Here is a 23,438-nt window from a genome sequence, read left to right as displayed (position 1 = left end):
TGTTATTGTAAAAATATTTTTTTTCTTGCTTTTATAACTTAGCGGAGTGAGTTACATCACAGATACAGGTTCATCCCGCTGTTATACTACAGTTAAGCCGACAAACTTTATTTTAAGTACCCCGGCGGACATCTGATTAGGACGTTTCCTGAATAGATGTCCGCGCAGTAGCCTTCCCAGGAAGCCGCTCACGGGGTGCTTCTTTTTTTGTTTTTTGCTACGTTGTGTCAATTCGCCCAGATCTGAATACCATGAAAAGGTGATCAATAGCAGATTCAGGGAGGCGTTGGCAAGTGGAAAAGGTGGAAGCGAAGAAAATATGCAAGGAACACATGCACCGTTATGTATGTGTGCAGATGAATGACGGCATGCACTATGATGGCATTATGGAGAACGTGGATGACGAAATGATTTATCTGGCCGTTCCGGTTGGGGCTGAAGCTGTGGTACATCATGCGAACTGGGCTCCAAATGCAATGCCAGGAGCAAACTATCCTATAGGCCATACCCGCGGATTCTATCCAGGATACGGGTACCCTACTCCTTATCCTTATTATGGTTATGGCCGTAGACGTTTTAACCGGCTCGTTCTCCCGTTATTTGCACTCACTGCATTAACGTTGCTGCCTTATTATTGAACCATGAACTGGCATAAATCCTGATCAGTTGCTTATATGGAGTGATATGGGCTTCCTGAATAAAAAATCTTATTATTAAAGGGATGGCTCAAGCATAGAACCTTTCTCATCTTCTCACACATGAATGGAACTCATTGGGATGCAGAGAGGTTTTTTTGCTTTGAAACAATATCTATTATTATTCCTAACCGATAAGTTCACTTGATTAGTACGGAAAGAAGAGTCTTTAATATGCTGATACTTGTAAGCAAAAAAGATGTTCACCCGTAGTAAAGAAAATTGGACTACACTTTTTACATCGGGTATGATGTACAGGAATACATAACTTTCAAAACAAAAGGAGGGTATGAACTATGGATTGCTTATTTTGCAAAATTATAGAGGGCAGCATCCCCTCCAATAAAGTACTGGAGAATGACCATGTTATCGTTTTTCATGACATCCAGCCCGCTGCGCCTACACATGTTCTCGTCATTCCGAAGAAACATATTGCTTCCATGAATCAAGTTACCGCAGAAGATCTGCCTTTGATCGGTGAGATTCATCTTGCTGCTCAAGAAGCGGCCAAACGTCTTGGCGTGGACGAAACAGGATATCGCCTAATCAACAACTGTGGTAAGGATGGAGAGCAAACTGTCCACCACCTGCATTACCATTTGCTTGGCGGCACCAGACTTGGTGTACTGACAAGTTTGTCTGATTCTCACAAATAAACGAGCTAATGTGTGCTAATATCAAGGATTTAGACATATGCATTAAATCTATGAATATGTGACCTAACGCTCTTATAAATAAGTGATCATTACATTGAGGTTGACACCTTTATTATCTTTCGCCTATAATGTAAGATGATGAACCGTGTTATTGCTCTTGGACGGTCTGGTCGGAGGGAGGGAAAACTGGTGTCTGAAACTAAAGTTCGCAAAAACGAGACTATTGATGCTGCACTTCGTCGTTTTAAACGCTCCATCGCTAAAGATGGCGTATTGGCTGAGGTGAAGAAACGTAAGCATTATGAGAAGCCAAGCGTAAAGCGCAAGAAAAAGTCCGAGGCTGCTCGTAAGAGAAAGTTTTAGGAGGATTTTAACTACATGAATCTTAGCGAACGATTGAACGAAGATATGAAGCAAGCGATGAAGAGTAAGGACAAGTTCAGACTCTCCAACATTCGGTTGATTCGTTCGACGATCAAGAATCTTGAAATAGATTTGAAAAGAGATTTGGATGACAACGAAGTGCTTGATATCCTGAGTCGTGAAATCAAACAGCGCAAAGATGCCCTCCAAGAATTTGACAAAGCGGGCCGTGAAGATCTCGCGGCAAATGCAAAAGCGGAAATTGAAGTACTCATCCAGTACCTTCCCACACAGCTTACCGAAGAAGAAATTAAAGTTATTGTACAGCAGACCATCCAGGAAACCGGTGCTTCTTCGAAAGCCGAGATGGGGAAAGTCATGGCGGCCCTTATGCCGAAAGTTAAAGGCAAAGCGGACGGCAAACTGGTAAATCAAGCAGTTCAACAATTTCTGCAATAAAGCAAATCAATAAACACCTCCTGACTTGTCAGGAGGTGTTTTTTCCATTTATCAGAAGGCATGATGTCCTTGGGATGATGGAATTTCTTTTTAATGGTTAATATATATTATTATGGATTTTTATTCTTGCAATTGATTGAGTTTTCAAATATAATTTTAAGATTTTGAAACGAAATGTTGCATTGCACGTAATAAATACCATAAGCTGGACAGTATAACATTAATGGAAAAGGGGGGACTATTGTGAAGGGAAAGCGCCGGAAGAAGCTTACGGGGCCATTGATGCTCTTAATGCTGCTGACGCTGTTGCTTCCTGTCTGGATTGGATCACCGTCAGCGCATGCAGCTGAGAAGAGTGGCGCCGTATATATTATTCCGGTTGACAAACCAATCGAGCAGGGACTTGGCAAGTTCATGGAACGTGGGTTCAAGCAAGCAGAAGAGATGAATGCTGGCCTGATCGTTCTTGATATCAATACGCCGGGAGGCCGTGTCGACACTGCGGAAGCATTAGGTACCCTGATTAAGGACAGTCCGATTGAGACTGTTGCATTTGTTCGTGGAGATGCTGCTTCAGCCGGGAGTTTTCTGGCTTTGAATGCAGATAAGATCGTAATGTCACCAGGCAGTATGATTGGTGCGGCAGCAATGGTGGACAGTACGGGTAAACATGTTGACGATCCGAAGCTTGTTGCATTCTGGAAAAGCAAAATGCAGGGAGCAGCTGAGATTAGTGGTCGTGATGGCAAGATCGCAGCTGGAATGACGGATGTTAACATCGTTGTTGAAATGCCAGAGATCAATAAAACCAAGCAAAAAGGTGAAATTATTGCTCTCTCGGCTGAAGAAGCGCTGAAAGTTGGTTATGCCGACCACATCAGTAACACTCCTGAAGAAGCGGCAGCTTGGCTTGGTTACAGTCAGGGTGATGTATTTAAGGTAGAACGGACGACAGCAGAGAATATCTCATCCTTTCTTACCAATCAGGTTGTCATGACCGTATTGTTGTTCCTCGGAATCGCGGGTGTAGCCATTGAACTGATCGTTCCTGGGTTCGGAGTGCCTGGTATTGTCGGTATTGTGTGTTTTGTCCTGTATTTTTCAGGAAATTACGTTGCCGGTTTTGCAGGAGCAGAGACGTGGGTATTATTCACTGTCGGACTCATCTTGATGATTCTGGAGATGTTTATACCAAGCATGGGTATTTTGGGTATTCTGGGATCAATTGCGCTTGTAGCAGGTGTTGTAAGGGCTGCTTATGATACAAGTGATGCATTTGTTTCTTTGGGTATCGCTTTCGGAGCAGCATTGGTGGTCATTGCGATCGTCGCAGTTCTGTTTAAGGATCGAGGAATATGGAATCGATTCATACTGAGTGACAGTCTATCTGCGGAGCGTGGATACTCATCAGCTACAGAACGCAAAGAGTTGATTGGACTGCAAGGCATCAGTCTGACACCGCTTCGCCCTTCTGGCACAGCGATGTTTGAAGGGGAACGAATTGACGTTGTGGCCGACGGAGATTTTATTCCCGTCGATACTCCGATTATTGTGATTAAAGCGGAAGGTACCCGGATTGTGGTTCAGCAAGCTTTGCCGGTGTAACTCGCTCTGTTGTCGAAGCGGATTAACGCTACGGCAATTTACATAGTCCTTATGCGAAGTTGCTAGCAGAAGGGTACCAATTTTCAACTCAGCAGCAAAATCTCAAAATGTCTATTATGATGTATTTTACAAATCAAAGCGAAAATGGAGGAATTTTTACTATGGAACCAACCATGATTACGGTTTTGCTCATTGCGGTAGTTGCTATTATCGTATTGAGCGTATTCTTCAGCTTTTTCCCGGTCATGCTCTGGATCTCGGCAATTGCATCCGGTGTACGTGTTAGTATTATTACACTGGTCGCGATGAGACTCAGACGTGTAACACCTAGCCGAATCGTAAATCCGATGATTAAAGCAACTAAAGCAGGTATTCAATTGTCGATGAATCAACTGGAAAGTCACTTCCTGGCTGGTGGTAACGTTGACCGTGTGGTTAACGCTCTGATCGCTGCCCAGCGTGCAAACATTCCACTCGAATTTGAACGTGCTGCTGCGATTGACCTTGCAGGTCGTGACGTATTGCAGGCGGTTCAAATGAGTGTTAACCCGCGTGTTATCGAAACGCCTGTTGTATCTGCGGTGGCAAAAGATGGTATTGAGGTTAATGTTCGAGCAAGAATCACAGTTCGTGCAAACATTGATCGACTCGTTGGTGGTGCTGGTGAAGAGACGATCATTGCCCGTGTCGGTGAAGGGATCGTAAGTACCAACGGTTCAGCAGAAACGCATAAAGTGGTGTTGGAAAATCCGGATCTGATCTCTCGTACAGTCTTGTCCAAAGGACTGGATTCGGGAACTGCCTTTGAGATTCTGTCCATTGATATTGCGGACGTGGATATCGGTAAAAATATTGGTGCTTTCCTGCAAACCGAGCAGGCAGAAGCTGACAAGCGAATTGCTCAGGCGAAAGCAGAAGAGCGTCGTGCGATGGCTGTAGCCCAGGAACAAGAGATGAAAGCGCGCGTTGTGGAAATGAGAGCGCGTGTTGTTGAGTCTGAATCCGAAGTGCCGCTCGCCATGGCTGAGGCTTTACGTAGTGGTAAGATTGGTGTCATGGATTACATGAACCTGAAAAATATTGAAGCGGATACTCAAATGCGTAATACACTGGGGAAACCTGTTGAAGGTTCGAGTTCCAACGATCAGGGTGATTCCAAAAACGGAAGATAGGCGGTGAGTGCATATGGGCCTATTTGAATGGATTTTTGATAATCTGTATATTGTAGCCGTTGTCGGCTTTATGCTCTTCTCCTTTTTGGGGAAAGCGGCCAAATCCGCTGATCCGAACAAAAAGCGCCCTGGCAACGGGATGCCAACCTTCGGAGGCAGTGGTGATTCAGACCGGTCCGATCGTTCACCAGCGCAGACCTCAAGGCAGCAACCTGCCCCGACCGAGACTGCAGGTGGAACTCGTTACGATGAACCGTATGAGAATCCGTATAATGAAGAACGTTATGAAAGTGAACAGCATGATGATCGTTATGATCAACCATATTCGGAGCCTGCTGCTTCTTCTCGCACAAGCTCGCTTGAGCAACAAATGAAAGAAGTGGAACGACAGGAGCGTTTGATTCAAGAGAGATTAAATCGCTTTTCTTCTGCAAATAAGCCTGTTGTGTCTGATTCCAGTTGGGATATACCCAGCACGGATGAATCGGGTGTGTCTCCGCTTCGCCCTGCCGATATTCGTACAGGTGTGTTGTGGGCAGAAGTATTGGGTTCCCCCCGTTCCAAACAGCCGTTTGGTACAAGAGGGAAACTGTAAACAAGTCAAGCTGTTGGACGGAAATAAAGCCGTCTCTGGTGAGCAAAAAGCCGCCGGAGACGGCTTTTTCTGTGTTCTAACCTTTTTTCTCAACATTCGTCCCTAACACGCCCCGGAATTTTCATAAATTCATGAATCTGCGCATAAGTTGAACTGTAGAGGAAGGGGGAAGACCTTCGAATGACCCGGATCAGCCGCAAGCTGCGCAGATGGACCAGTGAAGTGTTGGATCTGCCGCAGGATGTGCTTTATGATATGCCACGGTTAACCCTGATCGGCAGCAAGCAACTGTATATAGAGAATCATCGCGGTGTCATCCATTTCACCCCGGATCGCATCGTGCTGGCTCTTTCCCAAGGCCAGTTGGAGATCAAAGGGACTGCCTTGGTGATACGCAACATTTTGCCGGATGAAGTAGCTGTTGAAGGAACGATTCTGGATATTCATATGAATGGAGTGGAGGGGAACGCATGAAGCAGCCCAGTCTGTACAAACTGCGGGGAGCAGTCCGAATCACGGTCACTGGGGGAGACATTGAAGCATTAATCAACACGGTGGCAGAGCAGGGACTGGAAGTGTGGAACCTGCGTGCTCACGATGGACGCGTGGCAGAGATGAACATTCTGCTGCCGCACTTTTTCAGGCTGCGTCCTGTGTTGAAACGGACAGGCTGCAGAGTGAAAGTAACCCACCGCAGCGGTTTTCCTTTTTTTGCGGCCCGACTATTGCGAAGGAAGTTCTTTCTCGGGGGAATGCTGTTTTTTGTGGCAGCTTTGTTTGCGTTGTCGTCCATGGTATGGAGTGTGGAGGTCAAGGGAAATGTAACCATTCCCGCCGACGAGGTGCTTGCAGCAGCGAAGAAAGAGGGGATATACCCTTTCCAATGGGGGTTCCGCTTGCAAAGCCAAGACAAGCTCTCCAGACAGCTTGCACTCGCCCTACCGGATGTAACCTGGATTGGCGTGAGCAAAGAGGGGACAACCATTACCATTCAAGTCGTGGAGTCTGCACAACCGAAGCGCGAAGCGTTACTGAACCCAAGACATCTGATTAGCAAATCAGATGCTGTTGTCACTCAAATCTATGCGGAGCAGGGACGTCCTGTTGTTCAGAAGGACATGCGTGTCAAAAAGGGTCAGGTATTGATCTCGGGTATTCTCGGGGATGAGGAGAACACCAAGACCATCGTTGCCAAAGGGGAAGTTCGTGGTCTGGTATGGCGTGAGTATCAGGTAGAAGTTCCGCTAGTGCAAAAACATAACACAATGACAGGTGAGAGCAAAGAACGCTTTTACATGGTGCTGGGGAAATGGGCGATCCAACTATGGGGATATGGAAGTACACCGTTCAGTTCTTTTGATACCGAGAGCAATCATAAACCCCTGACCTGGAGATCCTTTACACTTCCTATGGGCTGGCTGACAGAGAAAGATCTGGAGACCCGCGAACATGAGCAACAGAAGACGATAGAATGGGCCAGAACGAAAGGATTGGAAGGGGCAAGGAACGATATTATCGCTAAAAACGGCAAAGGAACGAAAATTATAAGTGAAAAAATTTTGCATGAGAAGAAAGAGAATGGTAAAGTTTATATGAAAGTCTTATTTGAAGTAGAAGAAAGCATTGCGGAAGAACTTCCGCTAGTCCATAGTCAAGGAGAATGAGGATATTTGTCAGAGCAAACACGCAGCATACAAATCTCCCTCCAGAGTGCGGGAGAGGGCCAATCTCTTTTTGGACCCCAAGATACTTTTCTTAAACTGATTGAATCCGAGATTCCCGCCCAGATTGCATCCCGTGAAGCGGAGATTGTGATTTTCGGCAATGCACAGCAGGTGGAATCGCTTGAACAATTATTTGATGTGTTACTGCAATTGATACGCAATGGATATGTGTTAACCGAAAGAGATGTGAAGTATGCGATTGAACTTGCCAAGGATATGCGGGCAGACCAGCTATTGGATCTGTTCAAGGGTGAGATCACCACGACATACCGTGGGAAACCAATCCGTGTTAAAACCATTGGACAGAAGCACTACGTAACTACAATTAAAAAGCGTGATATTGTATTTGGCATTGGTCCAGCCGGTACGGGTAAAACCTACCTTGCTGTTGTACTGGCTGTTGCTGCAATCAAAGAAGGCAGCGTCAAACGTATTGTACTTACGCGGCCTGCTGTTGAAGCGGGAGAGAGTCTTGGGTTTTTGCCAGGTGATCTTCAGGAGAAGGTAGACCCTTATCTGAGACCGCTGTACGATGCCCTGTATGACGTTATGGGACAAGAACAGACCGCTAAGGCACTGGAGCGTGGGTTAATCGAAATTGCACCACTCGCCTACATGCGGGGGCGTACCTTGGATGACTCGTTCATCATTCTCGATGAAGCACAGAACACAACGCCGGAACAGATGAAGATGTTTCTGACCCGTCTTGGTTTTGGCTCCAAAATGGTCATTACCGGAGACGTGACACAAATTGATTTACCGCGTGGTAAGAAATCCGGGCTTGTGGAAGCGAATACGATCTTGAACGAAGTTAACGAGATTGGATTTGTCTATTTTGCCGAGCAAGATGTTGTGCGGCATTCCCTCGTCCAGAAAATTATCGTGGCTTACAACCACGCCGCAGAAAATCAAGCATAGAAAGGGATTGTCTACAGTGACCTCGAAGGAACCGTCAAAAGGCAAATCTTTTCAGAATAAGGCTACAGGATGGAAGTATAGCGTGTGGGCACGCTATCTTCTGTTTTTGTTTCTGGTGATTCTTTTCTACATGACTCTGGCTTCCAAGCTGCTCCCCGAGCGGTATGATATTCAGGAAGGTACACGGAGTGAAGTGGATATTGCTGCGCCCATGCAGATTCCGAATAACAAGGCCACACTCAAAGCACAGGAAGAAGCTGCTGAACGCGTACAGCCAATATTTCAGATCGTGCAGATGCGAAACGAAAATTTGATGACAACCCTGCTTGATCGTGTAGATCGATTGAATCAGGATGATCAGATTTCAAGTCAGGACAAGATTGATATTTATCGGGATGAGATTCCTCAGCGTCATAAGGATTTTGTGACCAACTATATCAATAATAATCGGAAAGCCGGTACATACTCCGAGACTCTGTTAGAAGAGATCAGAAATGTGGTACAGGAGCAAAGCTACCGTATTCCCGAAGAGACCTACATCAAAATTTCACGTTTGACATCGGATGATATTCAGGAGATGAAACCAGTCGCCAGGGATATTGTTGCCCGGTTAATGACGGATCAGATCAACGATGCAACTACTGCGCGTGCCAAAGTAGCTGAGATGGTGAGTGTTAGCTCTCTTAGTAAGCGTACGCAACGTGAGGTGGTGCAAGAGCTTGCACGCCTCGTGGTCACTGCTAACCGCTTCTACGATGAAGAGGGAACCAAGGAAGCGAAAGTTCAGGCGCGTGAGAACACGCAAACCGTCTTTATCAAGCAAGGGGACACATTAGTTGCCAAAGGTGAAATGATCACCCCGGAAATGTATACGCTCCTGGATGAGAATGACTTGCTGAAAAATGAAGTGAACTACTGGCCGCAGCTTGGACTTCTTATGTTTTCCTGCCTGTTGTCGGCAGCAATTCTGATGTATATTCAGCAATGCAGCGGAACGCATTTCAAATATAATAATGCGCAGCTGTTGATGCTTGTTCTCATTTTTATTATTACGATTGTGGTTATGCATGTGACGACGATTATCCAGACCAATGAGAGGTCTTATGTAGGTTTCCTTGCGCCTGTTGCGGTAGGGGCGATGTTAATTGCGCTTCTGCTGGATACCTCGCTTGCCTTTGTATGTTCGATTTTGATCGGTATGTTGTCCAGCATTATTTTGAACACGCATCAGGGTCAGCTTTTTGACTTTGAACTGGGCTTCTTCGCTGTATTGGTTTCGTTTGTTGCGATCTTCGCAACTCATAAGGCTAGCCAGCGATCAACGATCCTGAAAGGGGCCATTATGGTCTGTCTGTTCGGGTCCATAGCCGTCTTCACTCTGGCTTTGATTGACTCGGGCGATTGGAATCGAACTACGACACTGTATGGCGTTGGATTTGCATTTGCTGGTGGCGTACTGACTGCCATACTGGTCATTGGGCTGATGCCATTTTTCGAAACTTCATTTGGTATTTTGTCAGCGCTCAAACTGGTGGAACTGTCCAATCCGAACCATCCGCTTCTACGCAAGTTGCTTACGGAGACACCAGGTACCTATCATCATAGCGTTATGGTAGGGAATCTGTCCGAAGCCGCAGCAGAAGCCATAGGAGCTAACGGATTGCTCTGCCGAGTGGGTTCGTATTATCATGATATTGGCAAGACAAAGCGCCCCATCTATTTTATTGAGAATCAGAACAATATGGAGAATCCGCATGATTCAATTGATCCGAAACTGAGCAAATCCATTATCGTTGCCCATGCGCGCGATGGTGTGGAAATGCAGAAGGATTACAAGCTGCCCAGACCTATTCGGGATATTGCGGAACAGCATCACGGTACGACTTTTCTCCACTATTTCTATCACAAAGCACTGCGCCAGGCGGAAGAAGCAGGCGTTGAACCTGATTTCACGGAAGAAGATTTCCGTTACCCTGGGCCGAAGGCTCAGTCCAAAGAATCGGCTATTGTTGGTATTGCCGATAGTGTGGAGGCTGCTGTGAGATCTTTGCGCAAACCGACCGTGGAGCAAGTGGAGTCCATGATTGAGAAGATTATTAAAGGACGATTAGACGATCATCAATTCAATGATTGTGACCTTACGATGCGTGAACTGGATATCGTCGCCAGAACATTGAAGGAAACGGTGATGGGTATCTTCCACTCCAGGATAGAATATCCGGAGGAGATTAAGAAACCAAAGCCTACTTCACCCGAAGCAGGCTAATTCAATAATAGTTCGTGTTCAAAAAGGTCGGTTTTCAGTACCGAGAAGATGAGATGAAGCTAGAAATGGAGTAGCGGAGCTTAGGGAAAACTACGTGAGCAACTACAATGTTTCCTCAGGAAACAACCTTCGTAAGCCTCCCGCTTATTTCGGCTGAATTCCATCTTCGATGCTGATGATGCCGCTAGGCATCCTTCGTAATCAAAAGCGGGCTTTTTGAACAACCTCTAATATGAGCAGACAGGAGTTATGGAAGAATGAGTCTTAATCTGGCATGGAATAATGAACAACAGGATAAAGAAATTACAGAACCAATGATTGCAATGCTGGAACAATTGCTGAATCTCGCCGGAGAAGCGGAAGGTGTTGCAGACGGGGAGGTGGCTCTGACCTTTGTGAACGATGAGCAGATCCATGAGTTGAACCGTGATTATCGCGGCATTGACCGTCCTACGGATGTATTGTCTTTTGCGATGAACGAGACGGTGGATGAAGAACTGGATATTATCTATGAGCTTGACGAAGATGAAGAAATGGAAGAAATGCCGGATGTTCTTGGAGACATCATCATTTCCGTACCACGGACCATCCTGCAAAGTGAAGAGTATGGACACTCATTTGAACGTGAGCTTGGTTTTCTGTTTGTCCATGGTTTCTTGCACCTGCTCGGATATGACCATCAGGATGAAGCTAGTGAGGCTGAAATGATGGGCAAACAAGAAGCGGTATTGGCCCAGGCCGGGTTGACACGATAATGAAAAGGCGCTCCTGGGGTCTGGTATTCCGCAATGCTGCGGAAGGAATCGCATATGGGTTGCGGACTCAGCGTAATGTGAGAGTTCACACGGGAGTGGCTGTTTTAATGTGTGTAGCCGGCTTTTTTTTCAGAATCTCAAGAACGGATTGGATGTTTGTGCTGACCGCCGTCTTTTTGGTCCTGGTGACTGAATTGATGAACACGGCTGTGGAGGCTGCAGTTGATTTGGCACATCCCCATATCCATCCGCTGGCAAAAGCGGCGAAGGATACCGCGGCCGGAGCAGTTCTGCTGGCTGCGGTATTCGCCGTCATCATCGGTTGTATTGTTTTCATGAAGCCGGTGATGAGCTGGCTAGGCTTGTACTGGTTTTAACTTTGTTTTGATTTTGATTCGTTTTGTGATTTTAATAATACACACTAATATAAAGTTACTTGATGCAAACACGATAACGGAGAGGTCAGAAGAAACCTGAAGAAACGGAGTGTGCGCCTTTATCCCCGGATTTCCCCTTATTAAAAGGGATCAAAAAAATCTGGGGATAACAGCGCTCGGAAGGTTGTTCTGACAGCGGAGTGTCCAGTGTAAATGCACTAGTTTGATTTTATATTGCACCCTAAGGGAGAGAATATTGATGGATAACGGTTTGTTAATGCAAGAAGCAATTAAGGCACGTACGAAGGCGTATACTCCTTACTCCCATTTTGGTGTAGGCGCGGCTTTGCTTGACAGTGAAGGGCATGTGCATCATGGTTGTAATATTGAGAATGCTGCTTATACCCCAGGTAACTGTGCTGAGCGTACAGCGATGTTCAGTGCCATTGCAGGTGGACAGCAACCTCGTAGCTTCAAAGCGATTGCGATTGTGGGAGACACGGATGGTCCGATTGCTCCATGTGGTGTATGTCGTCAGGTCATGTACGAACTGTGTGAACCCGATATGAAAGTCATCTTGGGGAACATGAAAGGTGATCTGCAAGAGACCACCGTTGCTGAACTGTTACCTTGGGCTTTTGGGCCTTCTGATCTGAATTCTGCCAAAAAATAAACCAATATTCCAGGCCTAGGCGCCTGAGGAGGAACATATGAAAAAACAAGCATTCAAATCCGGTTTTGTAGCGATTATTGGACGTCCAAACGTAGGTAAATCCACATTGATGAACCAGGTGATCGGACAGAAAATTGCGATTATGTCGGACAAGCCACAAACCACACGTAATAAAATTCATGGTGTGTATACATCCGAACACCAGCAAATCGTATTCCTGGACACACCGGGGATTCACAAACGTCAATCCAAACTTGGCGATTATATGAACCAGACTGCTCTGAACACACTTGGAGAAGTAGAAGCAGCGCTGTTCCTGATTGACGCTTCGGAAGGTATGGGTGGCGGTGACCGTTATATTGCGGAACAGTTGAAAAATATCCGTACGCCTGTCATTCTTGTCATGAATAAAATTGACAAAATTGAGCCGGAAGCGCTGCTGCCACTCATTGAGACGTATCGCAAGCTTCACGATTTCGCTGAAATCGTTCCTGTCTCTGCCATGCTTGGCAGTAATGTCAGCACGTTGCTGGAACAGCTCGGCAAGTATTTGCCAGAAGGTCCACAGTACTATCCTGATGACCAGGTTACTGACCATCCGGAGCAGTTTGTATGTGCCGAGTTGATTCGTGAGAAAATTCTGCAAATGACTCGTGAAGAAGTGCCTCACTCCATTGCTGTAACGATCGAAGATATGAAAGTGCAGGATAATGGTGTCGTTTATATCTCAGCTGTCATTTTTGTGGAACGGGATTCGCAAAAAGGGATCATTATTGGGAAGCAGGGAGCCCTTCTGAAAGAAGTGGGTAAACGAGCTCGACACGACATTCAGAACTTGCTCGGCTCCAAAATTTTCATGGACCTGTGGGTTAAAGTTAAAAAAGACTGGAGAAATCAGGATCGAGTTCTGCGTGACCTTGGCTTTGGCCGCGACTGATCGTCGGAATTGTATCCAGTAATTGCAACACATAGTTTACCTTGCAAGACTCCATCCTATTTGGTAGATGCAGACGTCATTTCTGAAGAGAGGATGAAATTCCGATGCGAGATTTTTCGTGGAAGGTTTTTGCGATGACGGGGGATGTAGAGTCCTATTTGTTATATACCGAGGCTTGTAATTCGTTAGGACAGGAGTCGGATAATGCAAGGGAAGTGATTGAAGATGAAGAAGCCGAAGGATAATTGGCTGATTCGGGAATGGTTAGGTGACGAGGCATGCTATACAGGGTGGAAGGGATTGTCATCCGCAGCATGGACTACGGCGAAGGGAACAAAATCATTACGCTTTGCACCGAAAGCGGCGGGAAAGTAGGGGTACTCGTCCGCGGTGCCAAAAAGCCCAAGAGCCGACATGCTGCACTGGTGCAGCCGTTTACGTATGGTCAATATGTATATTTTCGCAATACAGGTCTAGGCACACTGAACGCTGGAGAAATTGTTGAATCTTATCATGAGTTGCGTGAAGATCTGGTCAAGGCCTCATATGCCTCTTATGCGTGTGAACTATTGGATCGGGTGCTTCAGGATGAAGAGACAGGTACATTTTGGTTCAAACAGTTAAAGGCGTGTTTGCAGGCGTTGAAGGAAGAGAAAGATCCGGTTGTTATTACAAGTCTGTACGAAATGAAAATATTACAGGCATCCGGATATGGTCCACAGTTCGATGAGTGTATCTCCTGCAACCAGGAGCGACCAGATGAGCAGTTGTTTATAAGTCCCAGACTTGGTGGCGTATTGTGTCGAGCATGCAAACATTTTGATCCTCCAGCGATGTCAGTAAGTCCAAAGGCTCTGAAGTTGTTACGTTTGTTCGCGCAGTTCGATCTGCAGCGCTTGGGGAATATATCAGTGAGTGAATCTACCCGTGATGAGATCAAAAAGTTGATGCGTGCTTTTATGGATCATCAGCTCGGTCTGAATCTTAAATCCCGTTCTTTCCTCGATCAGATGGAGAAGTACGGGATTTGAGGCGTTTTGGTGGAAGTGAAACTATATCTTGACTTCATACTAGATTTTATATATTATGAAATATAATTTCTCTTTATGAGACATGCATTGAACGAGAAAGTAAAAGACTGGATTTATTGCATTTATGGAGACAAGTCGTTGTATAACACTTGGGAATCATGAATGAGCGAGCCGGGGATGGTGGGAGCCTGGCTGAATCGGTCTTTGAAACGGCACTCGGGAGCATGAATGGACACGGAAAAGTGGGCTGGAACGAACAGGATCATCCTGTTTGATCCAAGCCAAGTAGGGTGGAACCGCGGGAATAGCTCTCGTCCCTACGTCTGTACAACAGGCGTAGGACGGGGGCTATTTATTGTTGTCTGCACCGTTCTAAGCTTGCTAACAAACCATTGAAAAGGAGCATGATTATGAATTTTCAGCAGATGATTCTAACGCTGCAACAATTCTGGGCCGAGCATAACTGTATTATTGTCCAGCCATACGATACGGAAAAAGGGGCAGGTACGATGAACCCGATGACCTTTTTACGCTCGCTTGGACCCGAACCTTGGAAAGTGGCCTATGTGGAGCCTTCGCGTCGTCCTTCGGACGGACGTTATGGCGAGAACCCAAACCGGCTGTACCAGCATCATCAGTTCCAGGTAATCATCAAGCCTTCTCCGGACAATATTCAGGAAATTTATCTGGAAAGTCTGAAGCGTCTGGGCATTGATCCGCTCAAACATGATATTCGGTTTGTTGAAGATAACTGGGAGAATCCTTCCCTTGGTTGTGCAGGTCTGGGTTGGGAAGTATGGTTGGACGGAATGGAGATTACGCAATTCACGTATTTCCAACAGGTTGGTGGAATCGAGACGAATCCGGTAGCCGTTGAAATTACGTATGGTATGGAGCGTTTGGCTTCTTACATTCAGGAAAAAGAGAATGTGTTTGATCTGGAATGGGTGGAAGGTATTACTTATGGTGATGTATTCCGTCAGCCAGAATTCGAACACTCTAAATATACGTTTGAAGTATCCGATGTCAAAATGTTGTTCACTCTCTTCAACATGCACGAAGAAGAAGCAAACAAAGCCATGGCGCAGCATCTGGTATTCCCGGCATATGACTATGTGCTCAAATGTTCCCACACGTTCAACCTGTTGGATGCACGTGGGGCCATCAGTGTAACGGAACGTACGGGTTACATCACACGTGTCCGTAATCTGGCTCGTCAAGTCGCTGCAACATATATGGAAGAGCGTGAGAAGCTAGGCTTCCCGCTGATCAAGAAAGGGGGAGCCGAGCATGTCTAAGGATCTGTTGTTTGAAATCGGACTGGAAGAAGTACCTGCACGTTTCATGCGCGCAGCAATCGCACAGCTGCAAGAGCGTGTTGTGAAATGGCTTGACGCATCCCGCATTGCTTATGGTGAAGTGAATGCGTATGCCACACCTCGCCGACTGGCTGTTTTGATTCAGAATGTGGCTGAAAAGCAGGAAGATATCGAGGAAGAAGTGAAAGGTCCTTCACGCAAAATTGCACTGGACGACAGTGGCAATTGGAGCAAGGCAGCACTCGGATTCGCCCGCAGTCAAGGTGTTGAACCGGACCAGTTCACGTTCAAGGAATTGAACGGTGTCGAATATATCTATGCAACGAAGAGCAGTAAAGGTGTGGAAACGGCTTCTGTGATTGGCGAAGGATTGCTTTCTGTATTACATGCCATGACGTTCCCGAAATTCATGCGTTGGGCTTCCTATGATTTCAAATTTGTACGTCCAATCCGCTGGATTGTGGCTATGCTCGGCAGTGAAGTCATCGAGCTTGAAGTGGCCGGAGTAAAGTCTGACAATGTCACACGCGGGCATCGCTTCCTTGGCGATGATGTGGTAATTTCGAAGCCTGCCGTTTACGTAGAAGTCCTGCGTTCCGAACATGTCATTGTAGATATCCAGGAACGTGAACAGATGATTGTATCCCAGATTCAGGCATTAGCCGCTGAGAAAAAATGGGATATTGCGATCAAGGAAGACTTGCTGGAGGAAGTCCTGTTCCTAGTGGAGACACCTACGGTATTGTTCGGGACATTCGACTCATCATTTTTGAATATTCCACAAGAAGTATTGATTACTTCCATGCGTGAGCATCAGCGTTATTTCCCTGTACTGGACAATGAGGGACAATTGTTGCCATTCTTCGTGACGGTACGTAACGGTGGAAGTGATTCACTGGACGTTATTGCAAAAGGGAATGAAAAAGTACTGCGTGCACGTCTGTCTGATGCCAAGTTCTTCTATGAGGAAGACCAGAAGCTACAGATTAAGGATGCACTGTCGAAGCTTGAAAGTATCGTCTTCCAGGAAGAGCTCGGTACGGTTGGAGATAAAGTACGACGCATTCGGAAGATTGCCGATGGAATTGCTGCCAAACTGCAAGTATCCGGTGATGTTGCCGAATCCGTTAGCCGCTCAGCAGATATTTGCAAATTCGATCTGGTGACACTGATGGTGGGTGAATTCCCGGAACTGCAAGGTGTGATGGGTGAGGATTACGCTCGTAAAGCTGGCGAAAAAGAAGAGGTGGCCAAAGCGGTATTTGAACACTATCAGCCACGTTTCGCTGGAGATCAATCCCCTGCTTCTCTTGTCGGTGCCATTGTGAGTGCTGCGGATAAAATGGATACAATCGTGGGTTGTTTCTCTATCAATATTATTCCAACAGGTTCTCAGGATCCGTATGCGCTGCGCCGTCAGGCCGCAGGTATTGTACAGATTTTGCTGGATCACAAGCTTCCGCTGACATTGTCAGACGTGTTCGGAGTGGCACTTCAAGTGCATGCCCAGATGAACCTGTTGAAACGTGCAGATGAAGAGGTTCGTAAAGATCTGCAAGACTTCTTCGGTCTTCGTGTGAAAAAATTGTTGTCCGAAACCGTCCGTTACGATGTAGTGGATGCCGTAATTTCTTCCGGATTCGATGATATCAGCGCTGTGGTTCCAAAAGGTGAAGCGTTGATGGCGGCTGTTCTGACAGGAGACGCATTCAAAACAACGGTTGAATCGTTCAACCGTGTGGGTAATTTGGCTGCCAAAGCATCCAATGCTTCCGTACATCCAGAACTGTTCACAGAAGATGGAGAGCGTCAGCTACATGAGTCATGGAGCAAAACGAATGCAGAATATCGTCAGGCGTTGACTCAGCATGATGCTGCTGAAGCACTGGCTATTGCATCTGCCTGGAAAGATGGTATTACCTCATTCTTCGATTCGGTCATGGTTATGGCTGAAGATGATGCTGTTCGGGCGAATCGACTTGCCTTGCTCGCGGCTATTGATCGTGACTTGAAAGGATTTGCTGATTTTTCCAAGTTGGTTTGGTAATTGGGTGTATTTCATGACTCCTTTTCCACAGACTTGGAGCAAAGCTAAAATTCAGTATTAAAGAAGGATATATGAGGGTATAAATATACGGAACGGGTTGTGAAATGTATTTTTGACAACCGCTCCGTATTTTAGCCTTTGATTTCCCTTGTTGTGCCAGAAGGATTTTGCCTGGCCGGGGTCGTATATTACAATATGCAGCTATTTTATGAAACCGGGTGGTCTGAGTTTGAGTGAGTTGAATATACGCCACATTGTTGTGGATGGTGATGCTTGTCCGGTCAAAACCGAGATTGCGCAAACCGCTCGCCTTTTCAACATCCCTGTACTGTTAGTCTCTTCATTTGATCATTTGCTTCAAGGAGGAGAAGGGGTGCGTACCGTGCAAGTGGATCGCAGTGATCAGAGCGCAGACCTCTATATTGCTAATCATATTAGGCCATATGATGTGGTTATCACTCAGGACTATGGACTTGCGGCACTTGCGCTCGGCAAACGTTGTTATGTTTTATCCTTTCGTGGTCGTGAGTTTAACGATCGGGACATTGATTTCATGTTGGATTCTCGCCATACTGCGGCCAAAGCGCGAAAAAGAGGCCATTACGGGAAAGGCCCAAAGCCTTTCACAGAGCAGGATCGAGAAATGTTTCAACATAAACTGACAAAACTTTTAAAAGATTTGCAGGAGAATGTGTAAGTTTATCGAATTATATTTACGTGTTGAAGAGATGAAGGTGGCCAGTGATGAGTACCGGACAAGGCGGTATACCCGAAAGTATTATTGAATCGGTGTTACAGCAGAATGATATCGTCGATACGGTGAGCCGATTTGTGCATCTGACCAAGCAGGGGAAGTATATGAAAGGCCTCTGTCCTTTTCATTCCGAGAAGACGCCTTCGTTCACCGTTACACCTGAGAAACAAATTTTCTATTGCTACGGTTGCGGCACGGGAGGAAATGCCATCAAATTCAGGATGGAAATCGAAGGGTTATCCTTTCCCGAGGCTGTCAAGACGATGGCGGAAGAAAGCCATATCTCTATGGGTGACTGGCAAGGGCGTGAATCTGCTCATGTAAATCCGGAGACGGAACGTCTGTTGGAGGCCTATGAGCTTACCGCGAAGCTGTATCATTTTTTGTTGAAAAATACAGAGCACGGCAAGTCAGCCATGGAGTATTTACGCTCAAGAGGTTTTGGCGACAAGTTGATTGACCAGTTCCAGATTGGTTTCGCACCAAATCGTTGGGACACACTGGTGCAATTTCTCGAGAAACGCAACTATCCGCTCGAAGAGATGGAAAAGGGTGGGCTTCTGTCACCGCGAAATGAAGGTCAAGGATATGTGGACCGATTCCGCGACCGGATTATGTTCCCGATTAATGGCAGGAGCGGTAAGCCGATTGCATTTGCAGGTCGCATATTGGGAGACGGGCAACCGAAGTATCTAAATTCACCGGAAACCCGGTTATTTAACAAAAGCCGTGTTCTCTATAATCTGCATCATGCCAAAAACGCAATTCGCAAACAAAGGCAAGCCATTTTGTTCGAGGGATATGGCGATGTCATCTCCGCATGGGATCAGGATATCCAGAATGGTGTAGCGGCAATGGGGACTGCGTTAACCGAGAATCAGGCACTGATGCTCAAAGGCATGTGCGACGAGGTCATCATATGTTATGACGGTGACCGAGCAGGACAGGCTGCTGCACTCAAAAACTTCCCGATTCTTGAGGAAGCCGGATTGCAGGTCAAAGTGGCTCTCATTCCTGAAGGACTTGACCCGGATGATTTTATCCGGAAGCATGGTGGCGAACGGTTCCGAAACCAGATTGTGGACGGTGCTGTGACCACTACAAAATTTAAACTTATAAACCTGAAAAAAAGCCATATACTGCTAGAGGGTGGCGGACAAATCGCCTATTCGAAAGAAGCAGTAAAATTGATTGCCCCCTTACCTTCTCCAACAGAGCGGGAAGTGTATCTTCGAGAACTGGCTGCAGAAGTGGACGTATCCTTCGAAACATTGAAGCAGGAGTGTAATGAAGAACGGGAGGCGATGAAAAATAACCTCCAGTTTGGGGATAATAACCCGAAAAGGTGGAATAATGGTAGGCAACAAAATAGGCAGGTGCCCACACCCAATCTGTTGCCAGCTTACCACGCTGCGGAACGCAAACTGATCGCCTGGATGTTGCAGGATGATGAGGCCGCCCAGTACGTGAACGAGCATCTTGGTGAAGCTTTTAACTTGGATGATCATGCAGCTATTGCTGCTTATCTATATGCCTACTATGCGCAAGGCAAACCGTCGGATACAAGCCGTTTTATGTCTTCACTGCATGACGATCGCCTGGAAAAAACGGTCAGTTCAATTTCGATGATGGATGGTCCAGGTGAATGGAGTATTCAAATGCTCGATGATTGCATCAGGGAAGTGCTTAAGTATCCGCGTAAGAAAGAGTACGATTTGAAAAAAGAAGAAATGATTGCTGCGGAGCGGGCAGGTGATTCTGTACGCGCGGCACAGATTGCAATTGAAATGATTGCCCTAGAGAGACAGTGAACGTCTGCTTATTGGATGTTTCTAGGGAGGAGGGAGTCGAGTTATGGCGAATGATCAGCATACTGAACTAGAAACAGAATTGACACTGGATCAGGTTAAAGATCAATTGATTGAATCAGGTAAGAAAAGAGCTTCGCTGAATTACAAGGAAATTATAGAGAAACTCTCTCCTTTTGAGCAGGATGCAGAGCAAATGGATGAGTTCTATGAGCAACTGAGCGATCTGGGTATCGATGTAGTGAATGAAAATGATGAAGAGGTTACACTTCGTCCTAGTGAAGATTCCGAGAACAACACCAGAGAGGGAGAGGACGAATTCCACTTTGATGATGATCTGAGCTTGCCGCCAGGTATCAAAATCAATGATCCTGTCCGTATGTATCTCAAGGAAATTGGTCGTGTGCCATTGTTGTCGGCAGATGATGAAGTACAACTGGCCAAACGGATCGAGAACGGGGATGAAGAAGCCAAGCGTCGTCTGGCTGAAGCGAACCTGCGTCTCGTAGTCAGTATCGCCAAGCGTTACGTTGGACGTGGAATGTTGTTCCTTGATTTGATTCAGGAAGGTAATATGGGTCTGATCAAAGCGGTTGAGAAGTTTGACCACAAAAAAGGATACAAGTTCAGTACGTATGCGACATGGTGGATTCGCCAGGCGATTACTCGTGCTATTGCTGACCAGGCGCGTACAATTCGTATTCCTGTGCACATGGTGGAGACGATTAATAAGCTGATCCGGGTATCCCGTCAGCTGTTGCAGGAACTTGGGCGTGAACCGACTCCAGAAGAAATCGCTGCTGAGATGGACCTGAGTGTGGAGAAAGTTCGTGAAATTACGAAGATTGCACAGGAACCGGTTTCTCTGGAAACACCGATTGGTGAGGAAGATGATTCCCATCTGGGTGACTTCATTGAGGATCAGGAAGCACTTGCTCCAGCAGATGCTGCTGCGTATGAGTTGCTGAAAGAACAGCTCGAAGATGTACTGGATACATTGACTGAGCGTGAAGAGAATGTTCTTCGTCTACGTTTTGGTCTGGACGATGGACGGACGAGAACGCTGGAGGAAGTGGGCAAGGTATTTGGTGTTACGCGTGAGCGTATTCGTCAGATTGAAGCCAAGGCTCTTCGTAAATTGCGCCACCCGAGTCGTAGTAAACGACTCAAGGATTTCCTCGAATAAATCGAACTATGGGAGACTTTCCGCAAGACGCTTTGGCGGCGGCGGGGTCTCCTTTAATTTTAATTTGAACGTCTTGATTTCTTTCTTTTGGAAATTCATCCTTGAAATGTTTGATTGGATTTTATTTTATCGCTTTTCCTTGTTCAATGCAAATCAATAAATTAAATGAATAGTGTAGGTGCTTCATGAAACTTTCGAATCGATTACAGCGAATACATGATCAAATTCCCGATGGCAGCCGCATGGCTGATATCGGTTCAGACCACGCGCTGCTGCCAGTAGCCGCAATCCGGAGTGGGAAAGCCGCAAGTGCAGTAGCCGGGGAAGTCAATCCTGGCCCTTATGATGCTGCATGCAAACAAGTCAGTGATGCTGGCCTGAAAGAAAAAATCACCGTACGCCGTGGAGATGGATTGGATGTGATCTCTGCGGGAGAAGTGGATGTCATCACTATTGCAGGCATGGGTGGTGCCCTGATTGCTTCTATTTTGGACCGAGGTTTATCCAAACTGGAAGGAGTCCAGTTACTTATTTTGCAACCGAATGTGGGAGAGGATATCCTCAGACGCTGGTTGCTGGAGCATCACTGGGTGGTTGTAGCAGAACAGTTGCTCGAAGAAGACGGCAAGATCTATGAGATTATCACCGCGATGCCACAATCCGTAAGCCCGATTGCAAATGAAGAGGTGTATCGTGCACGTCCGCTTCAGGGCGGGGCAGAATTGACTGAAGATTTGCTGCTGCGGATGGGGCCGTATTTGGTGGATCGTCCAACGGATGTATTCTTTGCCAAATGGGAAAGTGAGATCGTCAAACTGCAAGGGGTTGTAAACTCCATCTCCAAATCCGATCATGATACTTCCCGGGACAAGGCGGCTGAGGTAGAACGTCTTATCGCAAACTTGAAGGAGGTTTTGGCATGTTTGCCAAAGGTCAAACTGTAATTCAACTGATGGAGCAGCTCGCTCCGAAACATCTGGCTGTGCCGGATGACCGCATCGGTCTGCAGCTCGGCAGTTTGCAAAAAGAAATCAGTCACGTGCTTGTTGCTCTGGATGTGACGGATGAAGTGGTGGACGAAGCAATACGAATCGGTGCCAATCTGATTATCGCCCATCATGCCATCATTTTCCGACCGGTCAAGTCACTGAGTACAGATACACCAACGGGTAAGTTGTATGAGAAGCTGATTAAGCATGATATTGCTGTCTATATCAGTCATACGAACCTTGACGTGGCCGAAGGTGGCATGAATGACTGGATGGCCGAAGCACTCGGCATAGAGAGCAAGGAATCGCTGGAGGATGTACATACAGATCATCTGTACAAGCTGGCGGTATTCGTACCACGTACGCATCATGAACAGGTGCTTCAAGCCATCCTCGAAGCTGGAGCAGGAAGTATCGGCCAATACAACAAGTGCAGCTTCAACACGGAAGGTACAGGAACGTTCGTACCCGGAGAAGGGACACAACCGTATATTGGTACCCAAGGGCAGATGGAACGTGTGGAAGAAATGCGGATTGAGACAATTGTACCTCAAAGTCTGCGCAGTAAGGTCGTTCAGGCTATGCTTAAGGCTCACCCGTATGAAGAAGTCGCCTATGACCTTTATGCAATGGATTTAAAGGGCCGTACGCTCGGTCTGGGACGCTTGGGACCCCTTAGGGAGCCTAAGACATTAGGTGAGCTGGTGGAGGTCGTGAAGACCCAATTCAACGTGCCTCATGTTCGTGTTGTAGGAGATCTGAACAAGTCAATCAAAAAGGCAGCGGTTCTTGGCGGCTCTGGCAGTCGTTATGCGCTCACAGCCCGCTTCAAAGGTGCGGATGTTATTGTGACCGGGGATATTGATTATCACACGGCACATGATGCGTTAATGGCAGGCATGTGTATTATCGACCCAGGACATAATTCCGAGAAGATTATGAAACCGAAAACAGCGGATTGGCTTCGTTCCCGTTTGGAAGATAAACGATATGATACGCAAGTTACGGCTTCTGAGGTAAATACGGAAGTATTCCATTTTATCTAAAAGAACAGGTGATACGGGATTTCCAGTAATATTAAGCTTGTCTGGGAACCTAAATGCCTGTAT

24 protein-coding genes are annotated in these 23,438 nt (G+C 46.4%); all 24 read left to right on the top strand.

Annotation, left to right across the window (positions count from 1 at the left end):
• Positions 1–293: 293 nt before the first annotated feature.
• The 24 genes from AC1S8V_RS21030 (at position 294) to AC1S8V_RS20915 (ending at position 23,375) form a co-directional block, all read left to right on the top strand.
• Positions 294–638 carry a hypothetical protein gene (locus AC1S8V_RS21030; protein ID WP_482070593.1) on the top strand — a complete coding sequence of 115 codons (345 nt, stop codon included), beginning with the start codon at positions 294–296 and terminating at the stop codon, positions 636–638.
• 353 nt (positions 639–991) lie between these two features.
• Positions 992–1,351, top strand: a complete 360-nt coding sequence (locus AC1S8V_RS21025) for a histidine triad nucleotide-binding protein (protein ID WP_482070592.1) — start codon at positions 992–994, stop codon at positions 1,349–1,351.
• 189 nt (positions 1,352–1,540) lie between these two features.
• Positions 1,541–1,714, top strand: a complete 174-nt coding sequence (rpsU, locus tag AC1S8V_RS21020; protein WP_005547957.1) for a 30S ribosomal protein S21 — start codon at positions 1,541–1,543, stop codon at positions 1,712–1,714.
• A gap of 15 nt (positions 1,715–1,729) precedes the next feature.
• The gene (locus AC1S8V_RS21015; RefSeq protein ID WP_017687237.1) at positions 1,730–2,173 is read left to right on the top strand and encodes a GatB/YqeY domain-containing protein; all 444 of its coding nucleotides are present in this window, start codon (positions 1,730–1,732) and stop codon (positions 2,171–2,173) included.
• 282 nt (positions 2,174–2,455) lie between these two features.
• Positions 2,456–3,778, top strand: a complete 1,323-nt coding sequence (locus tag AC1S8V_RS21010) for an NfeD family protein (protein WP_482074539.1) — start codon at positions 2,456–2,458, stop codon at positions 3,776–3,778.
• A gap of 161 nt (positions 3,779–3,939) precedes the next feature.
• Positions 3,940–4,950, top strand: a complete 1,011-nt coding sequence (gene floA / locus AC1S8V_RS21005; RefSeq protein ID WP_307534251.1) for a flotillin-like protein FloA — start codon at positions 3,940–3,942, stop codon at positions 4,948–4,950.
• Between the two features lie 13 nt (positions 4,951–4,963).
• Positions 4,964–5,545, top strand: a complete 582-nt coding sequence (locus AC1S8V_RS21000; RefSeq protein WP_482070591.1) for a hypothetical protein — start codon at positions 4,964–4,966, stop codon at positions 5,543–5,545.
• A 180-nt stretch (positions 5,546–5,725) separates the two neighbouring features.
• A complete protein-coding gene (yqfC, locus tag AC1S8V_RS20995) occupies positions 5,726–6,019 on the top strand; it encodes a sporulation protein YqfC (RefSeq protein WP_145323259.1) in 294 nt (97 codons plus the stop codon).
• Complete coding sequence (yqfD, locus tag AC1S8V_RS20990; RefSeq protein WP_482070590.1) at positions 6,016–7,209, top strand: sporulation protein YqfD; 1,194 nt, start codon at positions 6,016–6,018, stop codon at positions 7,207–7,209. Before yqfC ends, yqfD begins: the two co-directional genes overlap by 4 nt.
• A gap of 6 nt (positions 7,210–7,215) precedes the next feature.
• Entirely contained in the window at positions 7,216–8,187 is a 972-nt protein-coding gene (locus tag AC1S8V_RS20985) for a PhoH family protein (protein ID WP_017687243.1), read from the top strand.
• Between the two features lie 16 nt (positions 8,188–8,203).
• Positions 8,204–10,453 carry an HD family phosphohydrolase gene (locus AC1S8V_RS20980; RefSeq protein WP_482070589.1) on the top strand — a complete coding sequence of 750 codons (2,250 nt, stop codon included), beginning with the start codon at positions 8,204–8,206 and terminating at the stop codon, positions 10,451–10,453.
• A 257-nt stretch (positions 10,454–10,710) separates the two neighbouring features.
• Positions 10,711–11,208 carry an rRNA maturation RNase YbeY gene (gene ybeY / locus AC1S8V_RS20975; RefSeq protein WP_036674804.1) on the top strand — a complete coding sequence of 166 codons (498 nt, stop codon included), beginning with the start codon at positions 10,711–10,713 and terminating at the stop codon, positions 11,206–11,208.
• Positions 11,208–11,585, top strand: a complete 378-nt coding sequence (locus AC1S8V_RS20970; RefSeq protein ID WP_482070588.1) for a diacylglycerol kinase family protein — start codon at positions 11,208–11,210, stop codon at positions 11,583–11,585. Before ybeY ends, AC1S8V_RS20970 begins: the two co-directional genes overlap by 1 nt.
• A 259-nt stretch (positions 11,586–11,844) precedes the next feature.
• Positions 11,845–12,258, top strand: a complete 414-nt coding sequence (locus AC1S8V_RS20965; protein ID WP_062835495.1) for a cytidine deaminase — start codon at positions 11,845–11,847, stop codon at positions 12,256–12,258.
• A 37-nt stretch (positions 12,259–12,295) separates the two neighbouring features.
• Entirely contained in the window at positions 12,296–13,195 is a 900-nt protein-coding gene (era, locus tag AC1S8V_RS20960) for a GTPase Era (RefSeq protein WP_076211614.1), read from the top strand.
• A gap of 104 nt (positions 13,196–13,299) precedes the next feature.
• Positions 13,300–13,440, top strand: coding sequence for a YqzL family protein (locus AC1S8V_RS20955; protein WP_074095877.1), 141 nt, complete (start codon positions 13,300–13,302; stop codon positions 13,438–13,440).
• A gap of 33 nt (positions 13,441–13,473) precedes the next feature.
• On the top strand, positions 13,474–14,226 hold the full coding sequence (recO, locus tag AC1S8V_RS20950) for a DNA repair protein RecO (protein WP_482070587.1): 753 nt from the start codon (positions 13,474–13,476) through the stop codon (positions 14,224–14,226).
• Between the two features lie 410 nt (positions 14,227–14,636).
• Positions 14,637–15,524: a glycine--tRNA ligase subunit alpha gene (gene glyQ / locus AC1S8V_RS20945; protein ID WP_145323243.1), complete on the top strand. Its 888-nt coding sequence runs from the start codon at positions 14,637–14,639 to the stop codon at positions 15,522–15,524.
• Positions 15,517–17,592: a glycine--tRNA ligase subunit beta gene (gene glyS, locus AC1S8V_RS20940; protein WP_482070586.1), complete on the top strand. Its 2,076-nt coding sequence runs from the start codon at positions 15,517–15,519 to the stop codon at positions 17,590–17,592. The genes glyQ and glyS overlap by 8 nt, the downstream gene beginning before the upstream one ends.
• Before the next feature lie 229 nt (positions 17,593–17,821).
• A complete protein-coding gene (locus AC1S8V_RS20935) occupies positions 17,822–18,289 on the top strand; it encodes a YaiI/YqxD family protein (protein ID WP_482070585.1) in 468 nt (155 codons plus the stop codon).
• A 47-nt stretch (positions 18,290–18,336) separates the two neighbouring features.
• Positions 18,337–20,157: a DNA primase gene (gene dnaG / locus AC1S8V_RS20930; RefSeq protein ID WP_145323239.1), complete on the top strand. Its 1,821-nt coding sequence runs from the start codon at positions 18,337–18,339 to the stop codon at positions 20,155–20,157.
• 43 nt (positions 20,158–20,200) lie between these two features.
• Complete coding sequence (gene rpoD / locus AC1S8V_RS20925) at positions 20,201–21,340, top strand: RNA polymerase sigma factor RpoD (RefSeq protein ID WP_062835490.1); 1,140 nt, start codon at positions 20,201–20,203, stop codon at positions 21,338–21,340.
• 185 nt (positions 21,341–21,525) lie between these two features.
• Positions 21,526–22,284: a tRNA (adenine(22)-N(1))-methyltransferase gene (locus AC1S8V_RS20920; RefSeq protein ID WP_482070584.1), complete on the top strand. Its 759-nt coding sequence runs from the start codon at positions 21,526–21,528 to the stop codon at positions 22,282–22,284.
• A complete protein-coding gene (locus AC1S8V_RS20915; RefSeq protein WP_482070583.1) occupies positions 22,260–23,375 on the top strand; it encodes a Nif3-like dinuclear metal center hexameric protein in 1,116 nt (371 codons plus the stop codon). The genes AC1S8V_RS20920 and AC1S8V_RS20915 overlap by 25 nt, the downstream gene beginning before the upstream one ends.
• Positions 23,376–23,438 lie beyond the last annotated feature (63 nt).

The sequence above is a fragment of the Paenibacillus sp. B46(2026) genome, from assembly GCF_056786355.1.
Note: the sequence above shows the minus strand (reverse complement) of the source record. Positions and strands in the feature narration are given on the sequence as shown.